This is a genomic window from Klebsiella sp. BIGb0149, from assembly GCF_004362605.1.
Classification (GTDB): Bacteria; Pseudomonadota; Gammaproteobacteria; order Enterobacterales; family Enterobacteriaceae; genus Klebsiella; species Klebsiella terrigena.
This window is the reverse complement of record NZ_SNYG01000003.1, coordinates 484,038-510,677: the sequence shown is the minus strand read 5'-3', so window position 1 is coordinate 510,677 and position 26,640 is coordinate 484,038. Positions and strand designations below refer to the sequence as shown.

The window sequence follows — 26,640 nt, the reverse complement described above, 5'->3', positions numbered from 1 at the left end:
AGCAACGATGAAAACATCTGAAACGATAAAAGTTATCCCGGCGCGCTATCCGCTGCGCGCCGTCGGCGCGGTGCTGGCGCTGCTGGTGCTGGCCGTCGTCGTGCAGTCGGTGGCCTTTAACCCCCGCTGGGAGTGGGCGGTCTTCGCGCGCTGGTTCTTTGACCCGGTTATCCTCGAAGGGCTTGGGCAAACGCTGCTGCTGACCCTGCTTGGCACCGTGCTGAGCGTGATCTTTGGCGGCCTGCTGGCGCTGGCCAGACTCTCCTCCTCGTGGCTGCTGAGCAGCCTTTCCTGGGGATATATCTGGCTGTTCCGCTCGCTGCCGCTGATCGTGGTGCTGATTATTCTCTACAACTTCTCCTATCTGTACGACACGCTGTCGCTCGGTATTCCCTTTACCAGCATCAGCTGGGGCAGCTATCAAACCATCAACGTGCTGGGGCAGTTCTCCACCGCGGTAGTCGGGCTGACGCTGGTGCAGAGCGCCTACACCGCGGAAATTATTCGCGGCGGCTTCCTCGGCGTCGATCACGGTCAGTATGAAGCGGCGGCGGCGCTCGGCCTGCCGGCGTGGCGGCGTACGCTGCGCATTATTCTGCCGCAGGCGCTGCGCACCATTTTACCCTCCGGCTTCAATGAAATTATCAGCCTCGCCAAGGGGACGGCGATGGTCTACGTCCTGGCGATGCCGGAGCTGTTTTACACCATCCAGATGATTTACAACCGCACCCAGGAAGTGATCCCCCTGCTGATGGTCGGCGCGGTGTGGTACCTGGCGATCACCAGCGTACTGTCGCTTATCCAATATCTGGTTGAACGCGCGCTGGCGCGCAGCGAGCGCCGCTCGGCGGTAAACAGCCCGCGCCGCACTCGCGTTGCCGAAGCCTCTCGTTCACCGCAGCCGCAGGAGCCCGTCCATGCCCAACTCTCATAACGGCCATATCTCGATCACCGGCGTCAGCAAATATTTTGGCCGCCATAAGGCGCTGGACGATGTCTCCCTGGAGATAGAGCCCGGCACGGTAACGGTGATCCTCGGGCCTTCCGGCTCGGGGAAATCCACCCTGCTGCGGGCCATTAACCACCTCGAGCGCGTTGACGAGGGCTTTATCCAAATCGATGGCGACTATATCGGCTATCGCCGTCAGGGCGACAGGCTGTACGAGCTGAAGGAAAAAGAGATCCTCCGCCAGCGCGTGAACGTCGGCTACGTTTTTCAAAACTTCAACCTGTTCCCGCACCTGACGGTGCTGGAAAACCTGATTGAGGCGCCGATTGCCCACGGGCGGGCCAGCCGCAAGGAGGCTATCGAGCAGGCCTACGATCTGCTCGACGTGGTGGGGCTGCGCAACAAAGCCGACGCCTGGTCGCGGCATCTCTCCGGCGGTCAGCAGCAGCGCATTGCCATCGCGCGGGCGCTGGCCCTCAAGCCGCGGGTGATTCTGTTTGACGAACCAACCTCGGCGCTGGACCCGGAGCTGGTGGGCGAAGTGCTTGACGTTATCAAGAAGCTGGCGCGTTCCGGCACCACGCTGGTGGTGGTGACGCATGAGATTGGTTTTGCCCGCGAGGTTGCAGACCAGGTGGTCTTTATGGTCGATGGCAAAATCATTGAACAGGGCAGCAGCGATGAGGTCCTTAACCATCCGCAGCATCAGCGTACGCGGCAATTTTTATCGAAGGTGCTTCCGGCATGAGAAAAGGACTTCTGGCGTTAATGATCGGCATTATCCCGGCGGGGGCGCAGGCGGAAATTGACCTGCGGGCCAACGAGCGGCCGCTGCCGGTGACGGTGGACAAGCAGGCGATTGCGCGGATCCCGGCGAACTATCGCTTTGTTGAGCCCGGGACGCTGACGGTGGCTATCTCGGCGCTGAATTCACCGCCGCTGGCGCTGCTGGCGAGCGATAACCGCACGCGCATCGGCAGCGATCCGGATATCGCCCGCCTGCTGGCCGGCAGCCTTGGGCTCAAGCTCCGGCTGGTGCCGACGGCGTGGGAGGACTGGCCGCTGGGCATCACCTCCGGGCGCTATGACGTGGCGCTGGTGAATATCGCGGTGACCGAGCAGCGCAAGCAGAAATTCGATTTCGCCACCTACCGCGTCGATTCCCTGGCCTTTTCCGTCAAATCCACCAGCCCGATAGCCAGGGTCAGCGGCGCGGCGGATCTTGCCGGGCGGAAGGTGATTGTCGGCTCCGGCACCAACCAGGAGCGTATTCTGCTCGGCTGGAACGCCGAGAACGAAGCGGCGGGGCGCCAGCCGGCGCTGCCGGTGTACCTCACCGACGACGCCTCGGGTAATCTCTATATCCAGTCCGGACGCGCCGACGTGTTCTTTGGCCCGCAGTCGGTGGCGGCCTACAAAGCGGCGCTGACCGGCACGACCAAAGTCGTCGGCCTGGGGCCGAAAAAGGCTTACGTTGCCACCACCACCAAAAAGGGCAGCGGCCTGGTGTACGCGCTGCAGGCGGCGCTCGACGGGGCGATAGCCCGCGGCGAGTACCAGCAGGTGCTGGCGCGCTGGGGGGAACAGGGGGAGGCGGTAACGCAGTCGGTGGTCAATCCGCCGGGGATTACCTACTAAAAAGCCGCTGCTTCGCAGGAGTGTGTTGCGAAACAGCGGGGGCGAACTCTCGCCAGGTTAGGTAATCAGGCCGCGCGAGGCGTCAGGTTGATGCGATCCAGCGGCCCGACAATAAACAGATAGGAGAGCAGACCGAGTACGCCCATCGAGCCGACGTACAGAATGGCGTAATCAAACGAGTGGGTATTGGCAATAATGATCCCAATGACCAGCGGCGTGATGATGCTCGCGAGGTTACCGCACATATTGAAGACCCCGCCGGCGATGCCCAGCATCTCCTTGGGCGACGTATCGCTGAGGATACACCAGCCGAGATTGCCAAAGCCTTTTGCAAAGAAGGCCAGGCTCATGGCGGCGATAACCACCACCTCAGAAGCGGTATAGTTAGCGACGACGATGACGCAGGAGAGCAGCATACCGCAGATCACCGGTATCTTGCGGGCAGTGGTCAGACTATAGCCGCGCTTAAGGATCCAGTCGGAAAATAGCCCGCCGAGCAGGCCGCCGATAAACCCGGCAATCGCCGGAATACTGGCGACAAAACCGACTTTCAGTATCGACATCCCCTTCGCCTGATAGAGGTAGGTCGGGAACCATGTCAGGAAGAACCAGGTAATCGAGGTGACGCAGAACTGGCCGATATAGACGCCGATCATCATGCGGTTTACGCACACGCTTTTGATCTGCGCGAGGGTTAATTTGTGCTGCGTTTTTTGGCTGCCTAATTCCGGTTCGCCGCCGCCCTCGCGAATATATTCAAGCTCCTGCTGGTTTATTTTCGGATGATGCAAAGGGTCCTTGACCTTAACCAGCCAAAATATCCCCAGGACCACCCCGATGGCGCCAATATAATAGAAGACATAATGCCAGCTTAAATTATGCAGGATGATCGTCATGAGCGGCGTGATAATACCCAGGGAGATATACTGCGCCGCCTGATATACCGAGGTGACAAACCCGCGCTCTTTATTCGGGAACCACTGCACGCTGAGGCGGCTGTTGGCGGGGAAGGCCGGGGCTTCTATCGCGCCCATCATCAGACGCAGAATAACCAGCACCACCAGCGGGCTGGCAAACAGAAAGATCGTCCCCTGGAACATAGTCACTACCGACCAGCCGATCAGCGCGCAGCCATATACCAGCCGCGAACCGTATTTATCCAGCAGCCAGCCGCCGGGAATTTGCATTATCACATAAGAAATACCAAAGACGGAAAAAGCCAGACCCATAGCTTCCGGGTCGAATCCTAGTTCCTTACTCATAATCGGTGCGACGACCGATAGCGTCGCGCGGTCGGCATAATTAAATACGGTAGCCAAAAAAAGAAATAATAAAATACCGTAACGCACGTTGCTGCGTTTTATTGGTGTATTCACTTTTCAACTCCATTGCAGGGTTGGGTATGTGGGTACAGCGAGTCAGGGGCGGGAGGGGCGACAAGGGTGTTCCCGCCGGTCGTTAATAACATATCCCCGGTCATAAGCTGACCGGACTACGGGATGGTGGAGGAATCGATTATCCGCCAGCCCGGACCCGGCACGTTCGCTCCCGGTCCGGGAAAATAGCCGGCACAAGCATCAGGGGCGCTGGCCAAACTCGCAGCTGTGCTGGGTCCAGCGGCGCGCCTGTTCACTCAGGGTGAAGCCCAGCCCGTGGCGTTCAGAAATCCACATCCGCCCGTCGCGTAGCTCAAGCTGCTCGTTAAACAGCGGGTTCAGCCACTCGAAATGCTCCAGCCAGGGCTCGAGCGGGTAGGCGGCGGCGAGGTGCAGATGCACTTCCATTGCAAAATGCGGGGCCAGCTTGCGGCCATGCTTCGCCGCCAGATCCATAATCTTGAGGAAGGGGGAGATACCGCCGACGCGCGGGGCGTCCGGCTGCACGAAGTCGCAGGCGTTGCCGAGGATCAGCTGTTCGTGTTCGCGGAAGCTGGTCAGCATCTCCCCGGTCGCAATCGGCGTGTCCAGCGCGGCGGCCAGCTGCGCGTGGCCTTCAATGTCGTAAGCGTCGAGCGGCTCCTCAATCCAGATCAGGTTAAACTGCTCCATTTTGCGCCCCATGCGAATGGCGGTTTCCCGGTCCCACTGCTGGTTGGCGTCAACCATCAGCGGGAAATCCGGGCCCAGCGCTTCACGCACCGCCGTCAGGCGACGGATATCCTCGGCGGTGTTCGGCTGGCCCACCTTCAGCTTGATCCCGCCGATGCCGTTTTCCCGGGAGATAGCGACGTTCTTCAGCACCTGTTCCAGCGGCGTATGCAGGAAGCCGCCGGAGGTGTTGTAGCACTGTACCGAATCACGGTGGGCGCCGAGCAGCTTCGCCAGCGGCAGTCCGGCGCGTTTGGCTTTCATATCCCACAGGGCAATATCAAGCGGAGAGATGGCCTGTACCGCCATGCCGCTGCGCCCGACGGAGGCGCCCGCCCACAGCAGTTTGGTGTAGATCTTGTCGATATCGTTGGGATCTTCGCCAAGCAGGTTATCGGCAATCTCTTTGGCGTGAGCGTAAATTCCCTGGCCTCCCGCGCGCTTGGAATAGCTAAAGCCTACCCCTTCGAAACCGTCGCGGGAGCGGATTTCGGCGATAATAATCGCGACTTCGGTGAGCGGTTTTTGCCGCCCGGTGAGGACTTTGGCATCGCTGACCGGCGTGGCTAAGGGGAGAAAGGCCAGGGAGAGCTTAACGTGCTCAATGCGGTCGCCGGTTTCGGCGGCGGTTTTGACGCCGGTGGTTTTGGCGTAGGTCACGGAGCTGGAATTGGCGCTGGTGGTCATGGCATGTTCCTTACGATTTATAAAATGTTTGCGCTAACATTTCTAATCCAGCTTTTGCGTTTCGACCACAGGAGTGCGTTTAATTTGTACAAACGATCACAACTTTAGGTTATTAGTGGTAAAATTATGCAGGTGACATCACGATCCAAAACAGTCTGTGAAATAGCACAAATATTAATGATAGCGATAACATTTTATCTCTCAGGTTGTTGATTCTCATGCGGATGCGCGGGCGGGTGCTGGCAATTGGCTGGGGCATCATCAATAATGCCCGCTGGGAACGACTCAACACAGGGGCTTAGCCGTGAAAAGCAGAAAACCGACGCGCGTGCCGACGCTGGATGATGTTGCCCGCACGGCGGGTTTATCATCCATGACGGTCAGTCGGGCGCTGAATACGCCGCAGCTGGTGCGGCCTAAAACGGTGGAAAAGGTGCTGCAGGCGGTGCAGGCCACGGGCTACATTCCCAATGCGCTGGCCGGCGGATTGGCTTCGCGCCGCAGCCGGCTGATTGCCGTCGTGGTTCCGCAAATCAACAACAATATGTTTGTCGACACCATCCAGGCGCTGAGCGATACCCTCGCGGCGCGCGGCTACCATATGCTGCTGTGCGTTGCGGGCTACAGTCGGGAGACCGAAGCGGAGCTGGTGGCAACCTTGCTCTCCCGTCGCCCGGACGGGGTCGTGCTGACCGGCATTCAGCATGCGCCGGCGCTAAAGAGAACCATCCTCAACGCCGCCATTCCGGTGGTGGAGATTTGGGATCTGACCCCAACGCCGCTGGATATGCTGGTGGGCTTTTCACATGAGAAAGTTGGCGAGACGATAGGCGAATTTTTGCTGCACAAGGGCTACCGGCGCCCGGGGCTGCTGTGGGCAGGGGATGCGCGAGCGGCGCTGCGTAAGCAGGGGCTGTGCACCCGGCTGGTCAAAGGCGGTATGAGCGATGTGCCTCAGGTGGCGGTGCCGCTTCCGGCCTCGCTGGCGCTGGGACGCAGCGGCCTGGCCCAGCTGCTTGACGCCGGCGAGTTCGATATTATCGTCTGCAGTTCCGATACCCTGGCGCAGGGGGCGATAATGGAGGCCGAAAGCCGCGGCCTGCGCGTGCCGAAGGATTTAGCGGTGATGGGTTTCGGCGATCTGGATTTTGCCGCCAGCAACCGACCGGCGATTACCACCGTCAGCGTCGATCGCCATGCGATTGGCGAACGTGCGGCAACCCTCCTCGCCGACCGCATTGAAGGCGTGGGGGAAGGGGAAGCAATTATCGATCTGGGCTATCATTTGCTGGAGCGAGAGTCGGCGTAGGCACGCCGTTAAATAGCGCGCGACGGACATTTTTTCCGGCTTTCACCCGACACCCGACGTTTACCGTGGAGGCCGAACATGATCACCGTCTATGGCGTACCGGGCTGGGGGTCGGCAATCAGCGAGCTGATGCTGACGCTGGCCGAAATCCCGTACCACTTTGTTAACGTTGAGGGTTTTGATAAACCCGGACCCCAGCGTGACAGCCTGATGCAGATAAACCCGCTGTGTCAGGTACCCACCTTTAAGCTGGCGGACGGCAGCGTGATGAGCGAATCCGCCGCGATGGCCTTAACGATCCTCGACCAGCGGCCGGATCTCGCGCCAGAGCCCGGGACGCCGCAGCGCCATCGGTTCCAGCACCTGCTGATTTGGCTGGTCGCCAACGTCTATCCCACCTTCACCTATGCGGATTACCCCGAGCGCTGGACGGCGGATGCCCCGCAGCAGCTGCGGGAAAACTGCGTGAACTATCGCCGGTCGCTCTACCTGTGGCTGGAGCCGCAGCTCGTCGCCGGGCCCTACGCGCTGGGCGAACGGATAAGCCTGCTGGACTGCTATATTGCGGTCATGTGTTCGTGGGGGCCGGGGCGGGAGTGGTTTGAAGCGCACACGCCGAAATTCTTCGCCGTCGCGGATGCGGTATATCAACGCGCCGAGCTGGAGGCGGTGCTGCGGCGCAACGAGCTGATTTAAAGCACAAAATGAAAACCGGCGCGCCCGGGCTGTGGTAGTTTTATCGTTCTGACAATAAGGAGTCCGCTATGCCGCATGTTGATATTAAGTGTTTTCCTCGCGAGCTGAATGATGAGCAAAAAGCGGCGCTGGCCGCCGATATCGCCGCCGTACTGGTGCAGCACCTGAACAGTAAGGACGGCTCGGTGAGCGTGGCCCTGAAGCAGGTTGACCCGAGCGACTGGCAGCAGGTGTGGGACAGCGAAATCGCCCCGCAGATGGAGCAGCTGATTAAAAAGCCCGGTTACAGCATGTCGTAAACCCTGTCCCGGAAGGCGGTATCGTAAAGGCTGCCTTCCGGAGCGCGCTAAAATATCATCACTGCCTCCGCATTACCGTTTATCTTTCTGACGTCTCTTGCTTCACTCCATTTAAAATAAATTAAGTTTTTCTAAATATAAATAATAAAAAATAATATGGATTTAGAAAGTAATGGCAGTTATATTTTCTGGGTGTTTGTTTAGGTTGTTTCTTATCTTATAAAAGGAGTGGTAAACGTGTCGGTTGAAAATGCAAGAGTAGTAATGGATATTGCTTTTTATAATAAAAATATTAATAACTTTAGGTATCAGTCAAACATCCAGGGAATATGGTTATTTACCGCAACGCTCGGCTGTTGGGGGGTTAACGCTCCCTGGATTCAGATGATAGCCGCTCTTTCATTATTACTTATTTTCGTTTTTCTCATTAACGATGAGGCTTGTGATAAGCGTACATTTAGACAAATAAAAAAAGATATCGAGAATAAAATTGAGGCATCTCTTTCCGGTGATACCCGGATGGCCAGGCTTTATGAACTACAGTCCGTTGAAAAAGAGAGGGCATCTCCGGTAATGATCATTAAAAAATCGCCAATATTTATCGTGTGTTATATTTTTTATGCAGTGAGCCTGGTTCATTTCGCGGGGCGTGTCCTTGACTGCTACGCCTTGAAATAAGTATAGAACTACGGCATGAATACGCGCTCATGGATAAGGGGAGATTGTAAAATTTAGAGCTGCAGTATTGACGATAAAGCACCATATCCGCGTTCAGGATCTACTGGGTATCGAGCATCCTGTGGCCAATCGCCCGATTGGCTACCGAAGGCCTCTTTTTCATTCCTTCGGCAGATTAACTGTACTCGTAGCGGGCGTAGCCCGCCCGCTACCTCCGGCGGCGGGCCGTTCGCTCCTGCCGTGCATGACGGCTACTCTTCCGGCGTGTTCGCCCGCACGTGCCGGCCGCTGGCGACAAAGTTGCCGGTGCCGAGATGATGCAGCGTATTGAGCTTATCATCGTCGAACTGCCAGCGTCCGGTGACGAAAGCCCGCTCATCGGCGGCGGCGGAAACCACTTCGCCAAACAGGGTATCGTACTGCTCCTGAGCGGCGGTGGGCGGCAGCAGCCGACACTCCATCCACGCCAGGCACTTCTCCTCAATCAGCGGCAGGCCTAGCTCCGGACCGTTCACCACCGGAATGCCGTAGGCGTTGAACTTATCCTCATCGCGCCCGCTGATGCTGCCGACCGCGTAGGTCCAGCTGGCGGCGGCCACGCCCGGCACCACGATGCCGAAGGTTCCGTTGCGCTCAATTATCTCCCGCGTCCAGGCGCTCTTATCGACCACGATGGCGACGCGGGGCGGCGCGAACTCCACCGGCATCGACCACGCGGCGGCCATCACGTTGCGGCGCCCGGACTGAGCGTCGTAGCTGGTTATCAGAATGGTGGGGCCGTGATTGAGCAGGCGACTGGCGTACTGAAGTTCGACGTGGCGAAAGCGGCTCATATGCGTTCCTTGGTAAATGGGTCTGATGCCAGACAACACGTTAAGCCGCAATGAAAATGTAATCAATACGTCATCCAGGCTCCCTATAGTTGGCGGCACTAAGTCCCAAAGAGGATAACAACATGTTAGCTCCCCTGTATTTATCGCAGGTGGGCGCCGCCCGGCGGGTTTCAACCGCCGGTAGAGCATCGCTTTCCCAACGGGGAGGGCGATAATGCGCGCGCTTACCGGCATCAAGCTTGACGGCGTTTCATTCGCTTTCGGCGCCAACACCGTTCTCACTAATATCGATCTGCATATCGAAGCGGGCAGCATCGTCGCGCTGCTGGGGCCATCCGGCTGCGGCAAAAGCACGCTGCTGCGCCTGCTGGCCGGGCTCACTGTTCCCGCCAGCGGCGAGATCCGCTTTGGCGACCGCCTGGTGGCGAAAGCCGGCTGGGGGATGGCCCCGGAGCAGCGCGATATCGGCATGGTTTTCCAGGATTACGCCCTGTGGCCGCACATGACCGTGGCGCAAAACATCGCTTTTCCGCTGCGCATGCGCGGGGTGCCGCGCGGCGAACGCCAGACGCGGGTCAACGCCGCGCTGGCGCGGGTCGGGCTGACCGGCTTCGCCGAGCGTAAACCCTCCGGCCTGTCCGGCGGGCAGCAGCAGCGCGTCGCCCTGGCGCGGGCCATTGTCGCCGAACCTCGCGTGCTGCTGTTTGATGAACCGCTCTCCAACCTTGACAGCGAGCTGCGCGAGTCGCTGTGCATCGAGATGAGCCGTCTGCTGCGCCAGCTTGGCATCACCGCCGTCTACGTCACCCACGACCGCCGCGAAGCGGAGCTGCTGGCTGACCGCATTGTGCATTTATCGGCGGGCAGCGTTGCTGCCGTCCGCATTGTTACTTCATCCTCAGGGGAACCCGCATGAAATCCGTTATGACCTTTAAGAAAGGAGCAGCGCTCGCGATGATGCTGTCGGCCACGATGATCTCCAGCGCCCACGCGCTAACCGTTTACACCGCCGGTCCCGGCACGCTGGCGAAAGGTCTCGCCAGCGGTTACGAAAAGAAAACCGGCGTGAAGGTCAATATCTTCCAGGCCACCACCGGCAAGGTGATGGCACGCCTTGAGGCCGAGCAGGCCAACCCGCAGGCGGACGTGCTGATCTCCGCCTCGTGGGACACCGCGGAAGATCTCCATGCCCGCGGCTGGCTGCTGGCCTATCAAAGCACCAACGCCGATAAGGTCCCGGCCAATCTGAAATCGGCTGACTACGTGGCGCAGGGCATTTCGGCGCTGGGGATCGTCTGGAACAGCAAAAGCGGCACGCCGGAGCCGAAGGAGTGGCGCGACCTGACGGAAGCGGCGTTTAAGGATAAGGTGACCACCCCGGACCCGGCGCTGTCCGGCGCATCCCTGGATTTGCTGATCGGGCTGCAGAACGGGATGGGCGATAAGGCCTGGGCGCTGTTCGATGCGCTGAAAAAGAACGGGATGGTGGTCAGCGGGCCGAATGCGCAGGCGGTGACGCCGGTGATGCAGGGCGCAAAAGCGGCGGTATTCGGCGCGGTGGACTACGTCTCTTACGGCAATATTAGCCAGGGCGAATCGCTGAAGGTGATTTTCCCGGCCAGCGGAACGGTGATTGCGCCGCGCCCGATGATGATCCTGAAAACGACCCAGCACGCTGATGATGCCAAAGCCTTTGTCGACTACGTCCTGTCGCCGGAAGGTCAGGCGATGGTGGCCGATGCCTGGCTGATGCCGGCGCGGTCCGACGTCCCGGCGAAGCGCCCGCTGCTTAACGAGCTGAAGGTCCTGCCGACCAGCGGCGACGGCAGCAGCGAACGCCGCGCGGTGCTGGCCCGCTTCAACACGCTCTTCGCGCAGTAATCTGCCTTTCCCCTTGCCGTGCCGGCCTGACGTTGGCCCGAGCGCGGCGGGGGGAATCCCTCGCTTGCAGGTACATACGGTGAATCAAAAACTTATTTCTGGCGCTACGCTAGCGGCGCTGCTGGTGCTGGTGGCGCTGCCGCTGTTTTTTATCGTCTTACAGGCGATATTTCCCCACTTCAGCGCCGGTTCGCTGGCCGGGGCCTTTAGCGGCGTCGCGACGCTGTTTGCCGACCCGCAGCTGCCGGCGATGCTCGGCGGCACCCTGTGGATTGCCTGCGGCGTGGCGCTGGTCAGCGTCGCCATCGGGCTCCCGCTCGGCGTGCTGCGCGGGCTGTTCAACCTGCCGCTGCCGCGCCTTTGGGACCTGCTGTTCTTAATTCCTTTTCTCACGCCGCCCTATATCGCCGCCCTGTCGTGGATGCTGGTATTGCAAAGCAACGGCTATCTGCAGCAGCTCACCGGCTGGGATCTCAACGACCTGCTGTTCAGCCGCAGCGGGATCGTGCTGGTGATGGCGCTGAATATTTTCCCGGTGGTCTATTTTGCCGTCTCCCGCAGCCTGCTGGCGAGCGGGCAGCGGCTGGCTATCGTGGCGCGGGTGCACGGCGCCAGCGCCTGGCGCGCCTTCTGGCATATTACCTTGCCGATGCTCTCTCCGGCGCTGGCGGCGGGCATGCTGCTGGCGTTTACCCTGGCGATTGAGGAGTACGGCGTTCCTGCGGCGCTGGGCTCCCGGGCGGGCGTGGTGATGCTGACCGTCGGGATCGAGAAGAAGCTCGCCGACTGGCCCATCGATCTCAACGGCGCGTCGCTGCTCTCGCTGCTGCTGATCGTCGTCGCGCTGCTGGCCTGGTGGCTGCAGCGCCGGCTGGTGGGGGATAAAGAAGTGACCAGCGTGACCGGCAAACCGGGTGAAAATAGCGGGGCGACGGCGGGCTGGTTTACCCTCCCGGCGCTGCTGTTGATGGCGACGGTCGCCGGGCTGGCGGTGGTGCTGCCGGTGGCGTCGACGGTGGTCACCAGCCTGATGGGCACGCTGTCGGGCGGAATCAGCGCGGATAATTTTACCTTTAACCACTTTATCGCGCTGTTTAACCAGCAGGGCGACGCGCTTTCGGCGCTGGGGACCAGCCTTTCGCTGGCGCTGGCTTCGGCGCTGATTGTTGGCCTGCTGGGGCTGGTGGCGGCGTGGCTGGTGCTGATCCGAAAAATAAGGGGTAGCGCCATTGTCGATGCGCTGTCGCTGATGCCGGCGGCGCTGCCCGGCGTGGTGGTCGGGGTGGGGCTGATTCTGCTGTGGAACCGCCCGTTCTGGCCGGTTTCGCCGTATAACACCTGGTTTATGCTGCTGCTCTCCTACTGCTGCCTGCTGCTGCCGTGGCCGGTGCGCTACGTGGGCAGCGCCCTGCGCCAGCTCGGTAATAATCTGGAACCGGCGGCCAGGGTGCACGGCGCCTCGCCGCTGCAGGCGCTGCGCCTGATCGTCCTGCCGCTGGTGTTTCCGGCGCTGCTGGCGGCGATGCTGATGGTGTTTGCGGTCGCTTCGCGGGAGCTGGTGACCTCCCTGCTGCTGGCTCCGGCGGGCACCCAGACCGTGGCGGTGTTTATCTGGCGTCAGTTTGAGCAGGGTTCGGCGGGACAGGGCATGGCGATGGCGACGCTGACCCTGCTGACCGGTCTGACGCTGATGCTGAGCGCCCTGGCGCTGATGCAGCGCAGCGCGCGCTGAGCCGCAGGATCGCACAAAAATACCGGTGGGACGGGAAAAATACGCTATAAATGACGCACACCGAATGCTGGAGACATTGATGAGCCCATTTTTACGCGCCTATTTTTCTCGTCTGGGCTGGACGGGAACCCCTGATGCCTCGATTAACACCCTGCGGACGTTGCATATCCACCACAACAGCGCGATCCCGTTTGAGAACCTCGACGTTCTGCTGCCGCGGGAGATTCATCTCGACGATCGGTCGCTGGAGGAGAAGCTGATTAACGCCCGCCGCGGCGGCTACTGCTTCGAGCAGAACGGCCTGCTCGAGCGGGCGTTGAGTGAAATTGGCTTCTCGGTACGCAGCCTGCTGGGGCGCGTGGTGCTGGCGAATCCGCCGCAGATGCCGCCGCGAACCCACCGCCTGCTGCTGGTTGAGGTGGAGGGCGAGCGCTGGATTGCCGACGTCGGCTTCGGCGGACAAACGCTGACGGCGCCTATCAGGCTGCTGGCGGACGTTCCCCAGCAAACTCCGCACGGCACCTACCGTCTGCTGCATGAAGGCGAGAGCTGGACGCTGCAGTTCAGCCATCATGAGCACTGGCAGTCGATGTACCATTTCGATTTAGGCCGTCAGTTTGCCGCCGATTACGTGATGGGTAATTTCTGGTCGGCCCACTGGCCGCAGTCGCATTTCCGCCACCACCTTCTGCTGTGCCGCCACCTGACTGACGGCGGGAAGATGACCTTAACCAACTTCCACTTCACCCACTGGGATAACAGCCGGGTGGTGGAGAAGGTCGATCTGCCCGACGTCGCCGCGCTGTATGAAACGCTGCAAACGCGATTTGGCCTCGGGGTGAACGACGCGAAGCACGGCTTTAGCGAGGCGGAACTCGCGGCGGTGATGGCGGCGTTCGACACCCATCCGGATGCGGGTAAATAGCGATGTCGTTTAAGCGCCGGCATTGCTGCCGGCGCTTAACGCTGCTGCTCTCCCGTGAGAGAGACTCAGCGCCTTGAACGCACCACCTGGTAGCGGCGGGTCAGGTACTCGATCGGCGCGCTCCAGACGTGGACCAGGCGGGTGAACGGGAATATCAGGAAAATAGTCATCCCCAGCACCAGATGGACGCGGTAGATAATCGCCACGCCGTCAAGATGCGCCGAAGCGCCGGCGTGGAAGGTCACCACCGCCTGCGCCCAGTCCACCAGTTTGAGCATCTCGCTGCCGTCCGGATGCCGGGCGGAGAAGGGGATCGTCGTCAGGCCAAGAAGGCACTGAATCAGCAGGATGCTGAGGATCAGAATATCCGCCGTCGACGAGGTCGCGCGAATGCGCGGGTTGGTCAGGCGGCGGACCAGCAGGCCCGCGCCGCCGATAAGCGTCAGCACGCCGCAGGCGCCGCCGAGGATCATCGCCATCAGCTGCTTTTGCGACATCGGCAGGAACCACGAGTAGACCCAGTGCGGCGTCAGCATGCCGAAGAGGTGGCCGAAGAAGATGCCGAGGATGCCGATGTGGAACAGGTTTGACCACAGCACCATACCGCGCTTGTCGAGCATCTGGCTCGAGGAGGCGCGCCAGGTGTACTGGCCGTAGTCGTAGCGCAGCCAGCTGCCGAGCACAAACACCGTGCCGCAGAGGTAGGGGTAGATATCGTAAAAAAAGACGTTGAGATACTGTATCATTTCGGGCCTCCGGCACGGACGTCGACGTACTGCGGCGCGACGTCCTGGCTAAAGCGTCGTTGATAGTTTTGCAGCGGGGAGCTGTCGCAGGCGGTGGCTTTATCTTCGATAAATTTCACCTGCTCCTCTTCCCACACCGCATCCAGCGCCTGGCGGGTATCATCGCGCTTTTCACCCGCCACCTGCTTAGTGACACTGTCACTGTTGAGTTTGCTGCCTGCCAGCGCCAGCAGCACGTCAAATAGCTGATAATACTCGCACTGGCGCTGCTTCAGCCGCCCGCCGAGCAGCGCCAGAATCGGCGCGACGTTCTGCAATCCTTCGCGGCTGCCCTCCGCCGGCAGGGTGCTGAGATACTCCAGATACAGCGGTAGATGGTCCGGCAGCTCGCGGCAGTCGATCTGCAGGCCGGCCTGTTCGTACTGATTCATCAGGTCGACCATCGCCTGACCACGATCGCGGGACTCCGCGTGCACGTGCTCAAACAGCAGCAGCGAGGTGGCGCGCCCGCGTTCAAAGACTTCGCACCACTCGGCCTGACGGTCGAGCAGCGGCGCACCCAGCAGCGGTTCAACAAACGCCAGCAGGGCCGGCGCATCGGCGCTGACCAGCGCCAGCGCCTCCTCGCGGTTGTCCCACAGCACGGCGTCCGGGTACTCCAGCAGCAGACCGATTACCTTGAGGATGCGCATTAGTCTCTCTCCCCGATATTGATCGCATCGATGCGCTGGCTGTTAAACAGGTTGAATTTGGTATCCGATCCGTGACAGCCGTCGCCGAAGGTGAAGCCGCAGCCGTTTTTTTCCGGGAAGGCGTCCTCCGCCATTTCGCGATGGCTGGTGGGGATCACGAAGCGGTCTTCGTAGTTGGCGATCGCCAGGTAGCGGTACATATCCTCTACCTGCTCGACGCTGAGGCCGACCTCTTCGATGGCGCGGGTATCGGTGACGCCTTCTACGGTTTGGGAGCGCTTGTAGTGGCGCATCGCCATCATACGCTTCAGGGCGCGCAGCACCGGCCCGGTGTCACCGGCGCTCAGCAGGTTGGCCAGATACTGCACCGGAATACGCAGGCTTTCGACCGCCGGCAGAATGCTGCCGTTGTTCGGCAGGCCGCCGGCGTCGGCAACCGACTGGATCGGCGACAGCGGCGGCACGTACCAGACCATCGGCAGCGTGCGGTATTCCGGATGCAGCGGCAGCGCCAGCTTCCAGTCCATCGCCAGCTTATAGACCGGTGATTTCTGCGCGGCGTCGATGACGTTATGCGGGATCCCCTGCTTCAGGGCCTCCTCAATTACCGCCGGATCGTGCGGGTCAAGAAATACGTCGCATTGACGTTCGTAGAGGTCGGTTTCATGCTCGGTGCTGGCCGCTTCTTCGATGCGGTCCGCGTCATACAGCAGCACCCCGAGATAGCGGATACGCCCGACGCAGGTCTCCGAACACACCGTCGGCTGGCCGGATTCGATGCGCGGATAGCAGAAGATGCATTTTTCCGACTTGCCGCTTTTCCAGTTGAAGTAGATTTTTTTGTACGGGCAGCCGCTGATGCACATGCGCCAGCCGCGGCACTTGTCCTGGTCGATCAGCACGATGCCGTCTTCTTCACGCTTGTAGATGGCGCCGCTCGGGCAGGTGGCGGCGCAGCTCGGGTTGAGGCAGTGCTCACACAGGCGCGGCAGATACATCATGAAGGTGTTTTCAAACTGGCCGTACATCTCTTTCTGCATCGCCTCGAAGTTGCGATCGCGGGCGCGCTTTTCAAACTCGCCGCCGAGCAGCTCCTCCCAGTTGGGGCCCCAGGTGATTTTATCCATCCGCTTGCCGCTGATCAGCGAGCGCGGGCGGGCGGTGGGCAGGTGCTGGCCTTCGGGGGCGGTGTGCAGATGCTGATAGTCGTAGGTAAAGGGCTCGTAATAGTCGTCGATCCCCGGCAGCACCGGGTTGGCGAAGATTTTAGACAGCACGCCGACGCGGCTGCCGAGGCGCGGCGTGAGCTTGCCGGTGATCCCGCGGATCCAGCCGCCTTGCCACTCCTCCTGGTCTTCCCAGTTTTTCGGATAGCCGATGCCGGGCTTGGTTTCGACGTTGTTAAACCAGGCGTACTCCATGCCTTCGCGCCCGGTCCAGACGTTCTTACAGGTGACCGAACAGGTATGACAGCCAATGCATTTGTCGAGGTTCAGCACCATCCCGACCTGTGAGCGTATTTTCATTTTTTCGCCTCCTGTACCTGATCGCGACCTTCGTCATCCAGCCAGTTAATGTTTTTCATTTTGCGAATCATGATGAACTCGTCGCGGTTAGAGCCGACGGTGCCGTAATAGTTAAAGCCGTAGGCCAGCTGCGCGTAGCCGCCGATCATATGGGTCGGTTTCGGGCAGATACGGGTGACGGAGTTATGGATCCCGCCGCGCCTGCCGGTGACTTCAGAACCCGGAATGTTCATGATTCGCTCCTGGGCGTGGTACATCATGGTCATTCCGGGCGGCACGCGCTGGCTGACCACCGCGCGGGCGGTGAGGGCGCCGTTGGCGTTGAACGCCTCAATCCAGTCGTTATCCTCAATTCCCAGCTCCTTAGCGTCGGCTTCGCTGAGCCAGACGATCGGTCCGCCGCGCGACAGGGTCAGCATCAGCAGGTTTTCGCTGTAGGTGGAGTGGATGCCCCATTTCTGGTGCGGCGTCAGGAAGTTGAGCGCTTTTTCCGGGAAGCCGTTGGGCGGGATCTCCTTCATATGGCTGACGCTGCGGGTATCTATCGGCGGTCGATAGACCACCAGACTTTCGCCGAAGGCGCGCATCCACGGGTGATCCTGATAGAGCTGCTGGCGGCCGGAGAGCGTGCGCCACGGGATCAGCTCATGCACGTTGGTATAGCCGGCGTTGTACGACACGTGCTCGCTCTCAAGGCCGGACCAGGTGGGGCTGGAGATGATTTTGCGCGGCTGGGCCTGGATATCGCGAAAGCGGATCTTCTCATCCTCTTTGTTGAGCGCCAGGTGGGTGTGATCGCGCCCGGTAAACTCGCCGAGGGAGTGCCAGGCCTTCACCGCCACCTGGCCGTTGGTCTCCGGCGCCAGGCTGAGGATCACCTCGCTGGCGTCAATCGCGCTGTCGATACGCGGACGACCTTTGGCCGGGCCGTCGAGCTTGACGTAGTTCAGCTTGCCGAGGAAATCGACCTCATCCTGGGTGTTCCACGAAATCCCCTTGCTGCCGTTGCCCAGCTTGTCGAGCAGCGGGCCAAGGGAGGTGAAGCGCTCCCAGGTCGCCGGGTAGTCGCGCTCAACCACGGCGATGGTCGGGGCGGTTTTCCCGGGGATAAGATCGCACTCGCCCTTGTGCCAGTCGAAGACGTCAAAAGGCTGCGACAGCTCCCCCGGGGAGTCGTGCTGCAGCGGCAGCAGCACCACGTCGGTCTCTTTATCCAGATGGCCGACGCAGACCTCGGAGAAGGCCTTAGCGATATCTTTGTAGATTTCCCAGTCGCTTTTCGCATCCCAGGCCGGGTCAACGGCGGCGGAGAGCGGATGGATAAACGGATGCATATCCGAGGTATTCATATCGTCTTTTTCATACCAGGTGGCGGTCGGCAGAACGATATCGGAGAACAGACAGGTGCTCGACATGCGAAAATCGAGGGTCACCAGCAGGTCGAGCTTGCCCTCAATGGCGGCGGTCTGCCACTCCACCTCTTCCGGCTTCACCTCGTCCGTTGCCCCCAGCTCATCGCCCTGAATACCGCTGTCGGTACCCAGCAGATATTTGAGCATGTACTCGTGGCCTTTCCCGGACGAGCCCAGCAGGTTGGAGCGCCAGATAAACATGTTTCGTGGATGATTTTTGCCGTTATCCGGCTGCTCGCTGGCAAAGCGGATATCGCCGGATTTCAGCGCCTGGGCGGTGAAGTCGGCGGGAGAGAGTCCGGCGGAATCGGCCTGCTGCTTAATGGTCAGCGGGTTGACGCTCAGCTGCGGCGCCGACGGCAGCCAGCCCATGCGCTCGGCGCGGACGTTGAAATCAATCAGGTGGCCGCTAAAGCGGCTGGCGTCGGCCAGCGGCGACAGCAGCTCCTGGGCGGTGAGCTTTTCGTAGCGCCACTGGCTGGAGTGGTTGTAGAAATAAGAGGTGCTGTTCATCTGGCGCGGCGGGCGGTTCCAGTCGGTGGCGAAGGCCAGCGGCAGCCAGCCGGTTTGCGGGCGCAGCTTCTCCTGACCTACGTAGTGCGACCAGCCGCCGCCGCTCTGCCCGATGCAGCCGCAGAACACCAGCATGTTGATCATCCCCCGGTAGTTCATATCCATGTGATACCAGTGGTTGACGCCGGCGCCGAGGATAATCATCGAGCGCCCGTGGGTCTTATGCGCGGTATCGGCGAACTCCCAGGCGATCTGCTCGATGTGTCGGCGCGACACGCCGGTGATCTGCTCGGCCCAGGCCGGGGTGTAGGCCTTAAGATCGTCAAAATCCTGCGCCGCGTTGGCGTCATCGAGGCCGCGATCGAGGCCATAGTTGGCGAGCACCAGATCGTAAACGCTGGCCACCAGGCCGCTTTCACCGTTTGCCAGCGCCAGCTGCTTCACCGGCAGCTGATGGATGAGCACCGGCTCCTGCTTCACGCTGCGAAAGTGCGGGTTTTCGTTACCGCCAAAGTAGGGGAAGCCCACCGCGGCGACGGAATCCTTGATATCCAGCAGGGAGAGCCGCAGCTCGGTCTCCCTGCCGGCCGCCAGCTGCTCGAGGTTCCACTTGCCTTTTTCGCCCCAGCGAAAGCCGATCGAGCCGTTGGGCGCCACCAGCTCCCCTTCGGCGTTGAAGGCGACGGTTTTCCACTCCGGGTTGTTGCTTTCGCCCAGCCCGTCCAGCAGGTCCGAAGCGCGCAGCATGCGCCCGGGCACCCAGCTGCCGTCGTCGCGCCTGTCGAGCATCACCAGCATCGGCATATCGGTGTAGTGGCGACAGTAGTTGAGGAAGTAATCGCTGGGGCTATCGAGGTGGAAGCGCTTGAGGATCACGTGACCCATCGCCATCGCCAGCGCGCTGTCGGTACCCTGTTTCGGCGCCAGCCACTGATCGCAGAGCTTGGCGACTTCCGAATAGTCCGGGGTGATGGCGATGGTTTTGGTGCCTTTGTAGCGCACTTCGGTGAAGAAGTGGGCGTCCGGCGTACGGGTCTGCGGGACGTTAGAGCCCCAGGCGATAATGTAGCTGGAGTTGTACCAGTCGGCGGATTCCGGCACGTCGGTCTGCTCGCCCCAGGTCATCGGCGAGGCGGGCGGCAGGTCGCAGTACCAGTCATAGAAGCTCAGGCAGGTTCCGCCGATCAGCGACAGATAGCGGGTACCGGCGGCGTAGGAGACCATCGACATTGCCGGAATGGGCGAGAAGCCGGCCACGCGGTCCGGGCCGTAGTTTTTAATGGTCCAGACGTTGGCGGCGGCGATCAGCTGGTTGAGCTCTTTCCAGGTCGAACGAATGAATCCGCCTTTGCCGCGGGCCTGCTTGTAGCTCAGGCATTTTTGCCGGTCCTGCATGATGCTGTTCCACGCGTTCACCGGGTCCGGGTGCTGCGTCAGCGCTTCGCGCCACAGCTCAATCAGCCGCTTGCGCGCCAGCGGGTACTTCAGGCGGTTGGCGCTGTAGAGGTACCACGAGTAGCTGGCGCCGCGCGGGCAGCCGCGCGGCTCGTGGTTCGGCAGGTCAGGACGGGTGCGGGGATAGTCGGTCTGCTGGGTTTCCCAGGTGACGAGCCCGTTTTTAACGTAGATCTTCCAGCTACATGAGCCTGTACAGTTTACGCCGTGCGTGGAGCGGACAATCTTATCGAACTGCCAGCGCTGACGGTAGCTATCCTCCCAGTCACGGTTGGTGTTGTACACCTGGCCGTGGCCGTTGGCAAAGCTTTCGCCTTTTTGCTTAAAGTAGCGAAAGCGATCCAGTAGTTTGCTCATGACATTATCTCCTGACGGGGGATTGCGCCCCCGTGGTTACACTGCTCAACATGTATTTCTTGTTCTGTTTATTTCGTTGCCGGCCTGCGGCGCCCGTAGACCAGCCAGGTCACCAGCACGCAAACCACGTAAAACACAAAAAAGATCTTCATGGCGCCGACCGGAGAGCCGGTCATGGCCAGCGAGGTGCCAAAGGCTTTGGGGATGAAGAAGCCCCCAACCGCGCCAATGGCGGAGATAAAGCCGAGTGCGGCGGCGGTATCGGTCACCGCCTCATGCTGGGCCTGTTCGTCGGTCCCGCCGCGTTTTTTGACGCTATCGACGGTGATTTGGCGAAAGATCACGGCGATCATCTGGAAGGTGGAGCCGCTGCCGAGGCCGGCGGTCAGGAACAGCCCCATAAACACCACGTAAAAGGCGAGGAAGCTGCCGGAGCCGGAGCCCGGCAGGGTGAGAAACAGCAGGCCGGTAAACAGCGCCATCAGGACAAAGTTGGCAAGCGTCACGTTAACCCCGCCGAGGCGGTCTGAGATAATGCCGCCAAACGAACGGGCCAGGGCGCCGATAAACGGCCCGAAGAAGGCCAGCTGCAGGATATTGACGTCCGGGAACTGCGTTTTTGCCAGCATCGCAAAGCCGGCGGAGAAGCCGATAAACGAGCCGAAGGTCGCCAGGTACAGCAGGCTCAACAGCCACATATGCGGACGTTTTAGCACCGGCAGCTGGTCGCGAATTGACGTTTTGGAACCGGCGATATCGTTCATGCCGAACCAGGCGGCGGCGGTGGCAATCAGCAGCAGGGGAACCCAGATCAGCGGCGAGTTGCCGAGCCAGAGGATCGAACCATCCGGCTGTTCGGTGCCGCGCACGCCGAGGAAGGTAAACAGCGGCAGGAACACGAAAATAGGCGACAGCAGCTGCATCACGCTGACCCCGAGGTTGCCCAGCCCGCCGTTAACGCCGAGCGCGCTGCCCTGCTTAGCCTTCGGGTAGAAAAAGCTGATATTGCCCATGCTGGAGGCAAAGTTGGCGCCGGCGAAACCGCACAGCAGGGCGATGGCGATAAATATCCAGTACGGCGTCGCCGGGTCCTGCACCGCGAAACCGAGCCACAGGCACGGGATCGCTAATATAACGGTACTGATCACCGTCCAGTAGCGTCCGCCAAATATTGGCACCATAAACGAATAGGGCACGCGTAATATTGCCCCGGAAAGCGAAGGAAGGGCGGTTAATAAAAACAGCTGGTCGGTAGTGAAATTAAATCCGACTTTATTAAGATTGACTGCTACTGCGCTAAATAACATCCAGACGCAGAAGGCGAGTAGCAGGCAGGTAACTGAAATACAAAGATTTCTTCGCGCGATCTTTTTGCCTTTGTTTTCCCAAAATGCCGGGTTTTCGGGTCGCCAGTCTTTTAAAAGGTAATGATTATCTTTCTCATTTTTAGTTGACATATTGCCCTCGATTGCACCGTAACCAAAGAAAATAGAGATCGGAAAAGCGGAAAATAGAAAATAAAACAGCGGTTGTTATGAAGGCTGGTCGTTTTAATTATTGTAATGTTTGAAAGAATAGATAAAAAAAGCGCGGCAGAAGAAAACACGCTGTGAATAGAGGGTTGTTATTTGTTACAAAATGTAAAATAGTTGTGAAGTTAAGGGGCTTGCGGCCGCTTCCACAGAAGAGCCTCGTCGGGTGAAAGGTCTACGCCGCCTCCCGCAGGCGGCGGCGGGGCGTCAGGTCTGGGGCTTTTCAGGCGAACGTAGAAGTTCCATCGTTATATAATAGTTTATATATCGACTAAAGGCGGCGTCATCAATCTCCTTCATTCCCAGCGCGTAAATACCGTCTAATCCGCAGACGAGGGCGATGAGCCGCCACGCAATATTCTCCGCGCTGTCGCCGGGATGAAACTCCCCGGCCGCGGTTCCGCGCTGAATAATGTTGACCGTCTCGTCGTGCCACAGGCTCATGGTGAGCAGGTAGGCCGCTTTGATGTCGCTGTCGCTGCTGGAAAGCAGCTGCCCCTCGCGCCACAGGCGAATGTAGGGCTCCAGCCGGCCATCTTCGCTGCCGAGCATTGAAAACAGGCGCTCGTTCCAGCTCGCCGCATCGTCAACCAGCTGGATGGCCAGCATATCCCGAATCAGCTGGACGAAGGCGTGGGCCTTCAGCTCGCCGATGGAGGTGAAGTGGTGGTGCAGCTGCCCGGTGGCGACGCCGGCTTCGCCGGCTATCTGCCGAACGGTCATTGCGCCAAGGCCGCCGCGCAGGGCCACGCGCATCGCCGCCTGCAGGATAACTTCCCGCCGATCTTCCCGACTTAAATAGTTCATATGCTCCCGCCGCAGAGTGGTTTTCATCGATAGTAACAAAAAGTTGGACAGTCGTTCAACAATCCGGCAGGATCGCATTCCTGGACGCGTGTCCAATTTAGTTAATTGAGGAAATGTAGTATGTCTCGGCAATGGTTAACGCTTATAGCGATTTTGCTGGTTTATCTTCCAGTGGCGATCGATGCCACGGTGCTGCACGTGGCGGCGCCAACGCTTAGCGTATCGCTGGGAACCAGCAGCAATGAGCTGCTGTGGATCATTGATATCTATTCATTAGTGATGGCCGGAATGGTGCTGCCGATGGGCGCGCTGGGCGACAAAATTGGCTTTAAGCGCCTGCTGCTGCTCGGCAGCGGGATTTTCGGCGTCGCGTCGCTGGCGGCGGCCTTTTCCCCCAGCGCGATGGCGCTGATTGCCTCCCGGGCGCTGCTGGCCATCGGCGCCGCGATGATCGTCCCGGCGACGCTGGCCGGCATTCGTAACACCTTCGCCGAAGCCCGCCACCGCAACATGGCGCTGGGCCTGTGGGCGGCGATTGGCTCCGGCGGTGCGGCTTTCGGCCCGCTGGTGGGCGGAATGCTGCTGGAGCACTTCTACTGGGGATCGGTCTTCCTGCTCAACGTTCCCATCGTGCTGGTGGTTATGGCCTTCAGCGCGCGAATGGTGCCGCGCCAGCCCGCGCGACGCGAGCAGCCGTTGAATATGCTGCAGGCGCTGATGCTGATCGCGGCGATCCTGATGCTGGTCTTTAGCGCCAAAACGGCGCTGAAAGGGCAGCTTGAGCTGTGGATCACCGGGCTGGTGGCTCTTGCCGGGGCGGGGATGCTGTTCTCCTTCGTACGCCGGCAGCTCTCATCGGCGAGGCCGATGGTGGATATGCGCCTCTTCACGCACCGCATTATTCTAAGCGGCGTGATGATGGCGATGACGGCGCTGATTACGCTGGTGGGTTTCGAACTGCTGATGGCGCAGGAGCTACAGTTTGTGCACGGTAAAACGCCGTTCGAGGCCGGGCTGTTTATGCTGCCGCTGATGGTGGCCAGCGGATTTAGCGGGCCGATTGCCGGGATGATGGTCTCGCGCCTCGGCCTGCGTCAGGTCGCCACCGGCGGGATGCTGCTCAGCGCGTTCAGCTTCCTCGGGCTGTCGATGACCGACTTTAGCAGCCAGCCGTGGCTGGCGTGGGGGCTGATGACGATGCTGGGCTTCAGCGTTGCCAGCGCGCTGCTGGCCTCCAGCTCGGCGATTATGGCCGCCGCGCCAAAAGAGAAGGCGGCCGCGGCGGGAGCGATTGAAACGATGGCCTATGAGCTCGGCGCCGGGCTGGGCATAGCGCTCTTTGGCCTGATCCTGACCCGCAGCTACGGCGCGTCGATTGTATTACCGAACGGTATTGACGGCGGCGCGGCGGAGCAGGCCGCATCCTCGATCAGCGAGGCGATAAATCTGGCCCAGTCGATGCCCGCTATTCCGGCCCATGCGCTGGTTGAGGCGGCCAAAACGGCGTTTATCAGCGCCCACAGTATCGTCCTGGCGACCGCCGGCGTCCTGCTGCTGCTGCTGGCAATGGGGATCTGGCGCAGCCTCGCGAAGGCGCCGCCGGTGAGTGACGTCCTATAGCTGGAGAGAGAGCTCCATGGCGGCCCGGCGCAGCGGCGCCAGGGCCAGCTCTTTTAGCTCCCCGGCGCTCATCGCGGCCGCAGGCACGCCAACGTTGAGCGCCGCCACCACCTGGCCGCCGCGCGACAGCAGCGGCACCGCCAGCGAGCACAGCCCAACCTCAATCTGCCTGTCCGCAAGCGCGTATCCCTGCATGCGGACTTTGGCAATCTCCTCGCGCAATCCCGGCAGATCGCAGACCGTATGCGGGGTGTAGCGCATTAGCACGGCTCGTGACAATGTCACTTCCAGCTGTTCTTCCGGTAGCGCGCTGAGCAGCACCCGGCCCATCGAGGTGGCCCAGGCGGGCAGGCGGCTGCCGCGCCCGATGTCGACGCTGAGCAGGTTGTTGATCGCGGCTCTGGCGATATAGAGCACGTTATCCCCATCCAGGGTGGCGGCTGAACAGGACTCGCCCAGCGTTTTGCCCAGCGTATCCAGCGCGGTCTGCGCCACTTTTGCCAGCGGAGTGCCGGCAAGGTAGGCGTGGCCTACCGCCAGCACGCGCGGCAGCAGCTCGTAGCCGCGGCCATCGGGGCTGTGCACCATCCCGAGCGCCGCCAGGGTATAGAGGCAGCGGCGCACGGCGGCGCGAGAAATTTGCGTTTTCTGGCTGAGCTGCGAAATGGTCAGCCGCTGGCGCTGGGGAGTAAAGGCGTTGAGCACCTCCAGCCCGCGCGCCAGCGACAGCATAAAGTTTGGGTCGTGTTCGGCCTGCCTGGCGCTGAGGGTGGTCGGGGATCTATCGCTCATTGAATTCCTCTCCATTCGAAGACAAAGCTCGCGGGCACCACTATACCCTGCGCACAGCGGGGGGCGGCGGAATGTGCGCGTTTTCCCACTCGGATCACATTATTAACCTCAATTTAACAAGCGCGTCGATAATCGCACAACATTTCGATTATCGCCGTTGACCGTGCCGGTGACTGCCCCCTATTGTCAAAGGCATCGTCACCTCCCGTTATGGTTGGGGGCACAAAAAGTTATACCCGATAGCGTTTATGCAGCCGCCGCGCCTGGCCACCTTACCGGGGCCGCAGCGGGCGCTGCGCGAACGAGCCCGGGTCAGGCTATTTCACGATTGGGAACAGAAGATGACCGCGACCGTAGAACGCATTGAAAGCTGGCTGGTTGATGTCCCGACCATTCGCCCGCACAAACTCTCAATGGCCACCATGGGCTGCCAGACGCTGGTGATTATTCGCCTCACGCGCTCCGACGGCATCTGTGGGATCGGCGAGGCGACCACCATTGGTGGCCTGAGCTATGGCGTCGAAAGCCCGGAGGCCATCGTCTCCGCCATTACCCACTATCTGACGCCGCTGCTCAAGGGCCAGCCGGCGGATAACCTCAACGCGCTCACCGAGCGCATGAACGGCGCCGTTAAAGGCAATACCTTTGCCAAATCGGCGATTGAGACCGCGCTGCTCGATGCCCAGGGCAAGGCGCTGGGGCTGCCGGTTTCGGCGCTGCTGGGCGGGGCGCTGCAGACCTCGCTGCCGGTGCTGTGGACGCTGGCGAGCGGCGATACCGCGAAGGACATTGCCGAAGGCGAACGGCTGCTGAGCGAACGCCGCCATCAGGCGTTCAAGCTTAAAATTGGCGCCCGGGATCTGGCTACCGACCTCAGGCACACCCGCGCGATCGTCGAGGCGCTGGGCGACCGGGCCAGCATCCGGGTTGACGTCAACCAGGCGTGGGACGCCACCGCCGCGGCCAGGGGCTGCCGCGAGCTGGCGGCGATGGGGGTCGACCTTATCGAACAGCCGGTTAGCGCGCAGGATAACGCTGCCCTGGTGCGCCTTAGCCACCGCGTCGAGACCGCGATCCTCGCGGATGAAGCCGTCGCCACCCACTATGACGGCTACCGCCTGGCCCGGCAGGGATTCAGCGGCGCCTACGCGCTGAAGATTGCTAAAGCCGGCGGTCCGGCCAGCGTGTTGGCCCTCGCGCGGGTGGCGCAGGCGGCGGGCATTGGCCTGTACGGCGGCACCATGCTGGAAGGGAGCGTCGGCACGGTGGCGTCGCTGCACGCCTGGTCAACGCTGCCGCTGCAGTGGGGAACCGAGATGTTTGGCCCGCTGCTGTTGAAGGACGACATCATCAGCGTGCCGCTGACCTTCGCCGAGGGGCAGGTCGTTCTGCCGCAGGCGCCGGGGCTCGGCGTCGAGCTCGATGAAGATAAGCTGCAGTTTTATACCCGTAAAGCGTAAGCGCGCACAGGAGA

General features: G+C 60.8%; 22 protein-coding genes and 1 pseudogene. 13 read left to right on the top strand and 10 right to left on the bottom strand.

Going from position 1 to position 26,640, the window contains the following annotated elements:
- Window positions 1-7 precede the first annotated feature (7 nt).
- The 3 genes from EDF75_RS14215 to EDF75_RS14205 are packed head-to-tail and all read left to right on the top strand — an operon-like array spanning window position 8 to window position 2,587.
- Window positions 8-934, top strand: coding sequence for an amino acid ABC transporter permease (locus EDF75_RS14215; RefSeq protein WP_076947231.1), 927 nt, complete (start codon window positions 8-10; stop codon window positions 932-934).
- Window positions 918-1,697, top strand: a complete 780-nt coding sequence (locus EDF75_RS14210) for an amino acid ABC transporter ATP-binding protein (protein WP_041145377.1) — start codon at window positions 918-920, stop codon at window positions 1,695-1,697. The genes EDF75_RS14215 and EDF75_RS14210 overlap by 17 nt, the downstream gene beginning before the upstream one ends.
- A 20-nt stretch (window positions 1,698-1,717) precedes the next feature.
- Entirely contained in the window at window positions 1,718-2,587 is an 870-nt protein-coding gene (locus EDF75_RS14205) for a transporter substrate-binding domain-containing protein (RefSeq protein ID WP_133600007.1), read from the top strand.
- Between the two features lie 65 nt (window positions 2,588-2,652).
- On the opposite strand, the gene EDF75_RS14200 is transcribed toward EDF75_RS14205, so the two are convergent.
- A complete protein-coding gene (locus EDF75_RS14200) occupies window positions 2,653-3,963 on the bottom strand; it encodes an MFS transporter (RefSeq protein WP_133599881.1) in 1,311 nt (436 codons plus the stop codon).
- Window positions 3,964-4,164: 201 nt separating this feature from the next.
- Window positions 4,165-5,361: an L-talarate/galactarate dehydratase gene (locus EDF75_RS14195; RefSeq protein ID WP_133599880.1), complete on the bottom strand. Its 1,197-nt coding sequence runs from the start codon at window positions 5,359-5,361 to the stop codon at window positions 4,165-4,167.
- 304 nt (window positions 5,362-5,665) lie between these two features.
- On the opposite strand from EDF75_RS14195, the gene EDF75_RS14190 reads away from it, so the two are divergent.
- The 4 genes from EDF75_RS14190 to EDF75_RS14175 all read left to right on the top strand — a co-directional run bounded on the left by EDF75_RS14190 (window position 5,666) and on the right by EDF75_RS14175 (window position 8,343).
- Complete coding sequence (locus EDF75_RS14190) at window positions 5,666-6,670, top strand: LacI family DNA-binding transcriptional regulator (RefSeq protein WP_133599879.1); 1,005 nt, start codon at window positions 5,666-5,668, stop codon at window positions 6,668-6,670.
- A gap of 78 nt (window positions 6,671-6,748) precedes the next feature.
- Window positions 6,749-7,366, top strand: a complete 618-nt coding sequence (locus EDF75_RS14185) for a glutathione S-transferase family protein (RefSeq protein ID WP_133599878.1) — start codon at window positions 6,749-6,751, stop codon at window positions 7,364-7,366.
- A 68-nt stretch (window positions 7,367-7,434) separates the two neighbouring features.
- On the top strand, window positions 7,435-7,665 hold the full coding sequence (gene pptA / locus EDF75_RS14180; protein WP_133599877.1) for a tautomerase PptA: 231 nt from the start codon (window positions 7,435-7,437) through the stop codon (window positions 7,663-7,665).
- A gap of 237 nt (window positions 7,666-7,902) precedes the next feature.
- Window positions 7,903-8,343: a hypothetical protein gene (locus EDF75_RS14175; protein ID WP_241721546.1), complete on the top strand. Its 441-nt coding sequence runs from the start codon at window positions 7,903-7,905 to the stop codon at window positions 8,341-8,343.
- 251 nt (window positions 8,344-8,594) lie between these two features.
- Here the strand turns inward: EDF75_RS14175 and EDF75_RS14170 are convergent, their stop codons facing one another.
- The gene (locus EDF75_RS14170) at window positions 8,595-9,176 is read right to left on the bottom strand and encodes a flavin reductase family protein (RefSeq protein ID WP_045855270.1); all 582 of its coding nucleotides are present in this window, start codon (window positions 9,174-9,176) and stop codon (window positions 8,595-8,597) included.
- Between the two features lie 211 nt (window positions 9,177-9,387).
- On the opposite strand from EDF75_RS14170, the gene EDF75_RS14165 reads away from it, so the two are divergent.
- From EDF75_RS14165 to nhoA, 4 genes are all read left to right on the top strand, one after another.
- Window positions 9,388-10,092: an ABC transporter ATP-binding protein gene (locus EDF75_RS14165; RefSeq protein ID WP_166646190.1), complete on the top strand. Its 705-nt coding sequence runs from the start codon at window positions 9,388-9,390 to the stop codon at window positions 10,090-10,092.
- Window positions 10,089-11,057 carry an ABC transporter substrate-binding protein gene (locus EDF75_RS14160; RefSeq protein ID WP_133599875.1) on the top strand — a complete coding sequence of 323 codons (969 nt, stop codon included), beginning with the start codon at window positions 10,089-10,091 and terminating at the stop codon, window positions 11,055-11,057. Before EDF75_RS14165 ends, EDF75_RS14160 begins: the two co-directional genes overlap by 4 nt.
- Before the next feature lie 79 nt (window positions 11,058-11,136).
- The gene (locus EDF75_RS14155) at window positions 11,137-12,789 is read left to right on the top strand and encodes an ABC transporter permease (RefSeq protein WP_133599874.1); all 1,653 of its coding nucleotides are present in this window, start codon (window positions 11,137-11,139) and stop codon (window positions 12,787-12,789) included.
- A gap of 79 nt (window positions 12,790-12,868) precedes the next feature.
- A complete protein-coding gene (nhoA, locus tag EDF75_RS14150; RefSeq protein ID WP_133599873.1) occupies window positions 12,869-13,714 on the top strand; it encodes an N-hydroxyarylamine O-acetyltransferase in 846 nt (281 codons plus the stop codon).
- Window positions 13,715-13,779: 65 nt separating this feature from the next.
- Here the strand turns inward: nhoA and narI are convergent, their stop codons facing one another.
- From narI to EDF75_RS14120, 6 genes are all read right to left on the bottom strand, one after another.
- Entirely contained in the window at window positions 13,780-14,460 is a 681-nt protein-coding gene (gene narI, locus EDF75_RS14145; protein ID WP_133599872.1) for a respiratory nitrate reductase subunit gamma, read from the bottom strand.
- The gene (gene narW, locus EDF75_RS14140) at window positions 14,457-15,152 is read right to left on the bottom strand and encodes a nitrate reductase molybdenum cofactor assembly chaperone (protein ID WP_133599871.1); all 696 of its coding nucleotides are present in this window, start codon (window positions 15,150-15,152) and stop codon (window positions 14,457-14,459) included. The genes narI and narW overlap by 4 nt, the downstream gene beginning before the upstream one ends.
- A complete protein-coding gene (narH, locus tag EDF75_RS14135) occupies window positions 15,152-16,678 on the bottom strand; it encodes a nitrate reductase subunit beta (protein ID WP_133599870.1) in 1,527 nt (508 codons plus the stop codon). The genes narW and narH overlap by 1 nt, the downstream gene beginning before the upstream one ends.
- A complete protein-coding gene (locus EDF75_RS14130; RefSeq protein WP_133599869.1) occupies window positions 16,675-20,415 on the bottom strand; it encodes a nitrate reductase subunit alpha in 3,741 nt (1,246 codons plus the stop codon). Before EDF75_RS14130 ends, narH begins: the two co-directional genes overlap by 4 nt.
- A gap of 68 nt (window positions 20,416-20,483) precedes the next feature.
- Entirely contained in the window at window positions 20,484-21,872 is a 1,389-nt protein-coding gene (locus EDF75_RS14125) for a NarK family nitrate/nitrite MFS transporter (RefSeq protein ID WP_133599868.1), read from the bottom strand.
- A 282-nt stretch (window positions 21,873-22,154) separates the two neighbouring features.
- Window positions 22,155-22,754, bottom strand: coding sequence for a TetR family transcriptional regulator (locus EDF75_RS14120; protein WP_133599867.1), 600 nt, complete (start codon window positions 22,752-22,754; stop codon window positions 22,155-22,157).
- A gap of 120 nt (window positions 22,755-22,874) precedes the next feature.
- Here EDF75_RS14120 and EDF75_RS14115 point away from each other — a divergent pair, with 120 nt between their 5' ends.
- Complete coding sequence (locus tag EDF75_RS14115; protein WP_133599866.1) at window positions 22,875-24,374, top strand: MFS transporter; 1,500 nt, start codon at window positions 22,875-22,877, stop codon at window positions 24,372-24,374.
- Here the strand turns inward: EDF75_RS14115 and EDF75_RS14110 are convergent.
- Window positions 24,369-25,255 (bottom strand): annotated as a pseudogene (locus EDF75_RS14110) (IclR family transcriptional regulator domain-containing protein). The gene EDF75_RS14115 and the pseudogene EDF75_RS14110 sit on opposite strands and share 6 nt — an antisense overlap.
- 252 nt (window positions 25,256-25,507) lie before the next feature.
- Here EDF75_RS14110 and EDF75_RS14105 point away from each other — a divergent pair.
- On the top strand, window positions 25,508-26,626 hold the full coding sequence (locus EDF75_RS14105) for a muconate cycloisomerase family protein (protein ID WP_133600005.1): 1,119 nt from the start codon (window positions 25,508-25,510) through the stop codon (window positions 26,624-26,626).
- Window positions 26,627-26,640 lie beyond the last annotated feature (14 nt).

Coding starts and splice junctions, on each gene's coding strand:
- EDF75_RS14115 (WP_133599866.1), top strand. CDS start 22,875: ATGTCTCGGCAATGGTTAACGCTTATAGCGATTTTGCTGGTTTATCTT.
- EDF75_RS14210 (WP_041145377.1), top strand. CDS start 918: ATGCCCAACTCTCATAACGGCCATATCTCGATCACCGGCGTCAGCAAA.
- narI (WP_133599872.1), bottom strand. CDS start 14,460: ATGATACAGTATCTCAACGTCTTTTTTTACGATATCTACCCCTACCTC.
- EDF75_RS14185 (WP_133599878.1), top strand. CDS start 6,749: ATGATCACCGTCTATGGCGTACCGGGCTGGGGGTCGGCAATCAGCGAG.
- EDF75_RS14170 (WP_045855270.1), bottom strand. CDS start 9,176: ATGAGCCGCTTTCGCCACGTCGAACTTCAGTACGCCAGTCGCCTGCTC.
- nhoA (WP_133599873.1), top strand. CDS start 12,869: ATGAGCCCATTTTTACGCGCCTATTTTTCTCGTCTGGGCTGGACGGGA.
- narW (WP_133599871.1), bottom strand. CDS start 15,152: ATGCGCATCCTCAAGGTAATCGGTCTGCTGCTGGAGTACCCGGACGCC.
- EDF75_RS14125 (WP_133599868.1), bottom strand. CDS start 21,872: ATGTCAACTAAAAATGAGAAAGATAATCATTACCTTTTAAAAGACTGG.
- EDF75_RS14195 (WP_133599880.1), bottom strand. CDS start 5,361: ATGACCACCAGCGCCAATTCCAGCTCCGTGACCTACGCCAAAACCACC.
- EDF75_RS14215 (WP_076947231.1), top strand. CDS start 8: ATGAAAACATCTGAAACGATAAAAGTTATCCCGGCGCGCTATCCGCTG.
- narH (WP_133599870.1), bottom strand. CDS start 16,678: ATGAAAATACGCTCACAGGTCGGGATGGTGCTGAACCTCGACAAATGC.
- pptA (WP_133599877.1), top strand. CDS start 7,435: ATGCCGCATGTTGATATTAAGTGTTTTCCTCGCGAGCTGAATGATGAG.
- EDF75_RS14130 (WP_133599869.1), bottom strand. CDS start 20,415: ATGAGCAAACTACTGGATCGCTTTCGCTACTTTAAGCAAAAAGGCGAA.
- EDF75_RS14160 (WP_133599875.1), top strand. CDS start 10,089: ATGAAATCCGTTATGACCTTTAAGAAAGGAGCAGCGCTCGCGATGATG.
- EDF75_RS14120 (WP_133599867.1), bottom strand. CDS start 22,754: ATGAACTATTTAAGTCGGGAAGATCGGCGGGAAGTTATCCTGCAGGCG.
- EDF75_RS14205 (WP_133600007.1), top strand. CDS start 1,718: ATGATCGGCATTATCCCGGCGGGGGCGCAGGCGGAAATTGACCTGCGG.
- EDF75_RS14105 (WP_133600005.1), top strand. CDS start 25,508: ATGACCGCGACCGTAGAACGCATTGAAAGCTGGCTGGTTGATGTCCCG.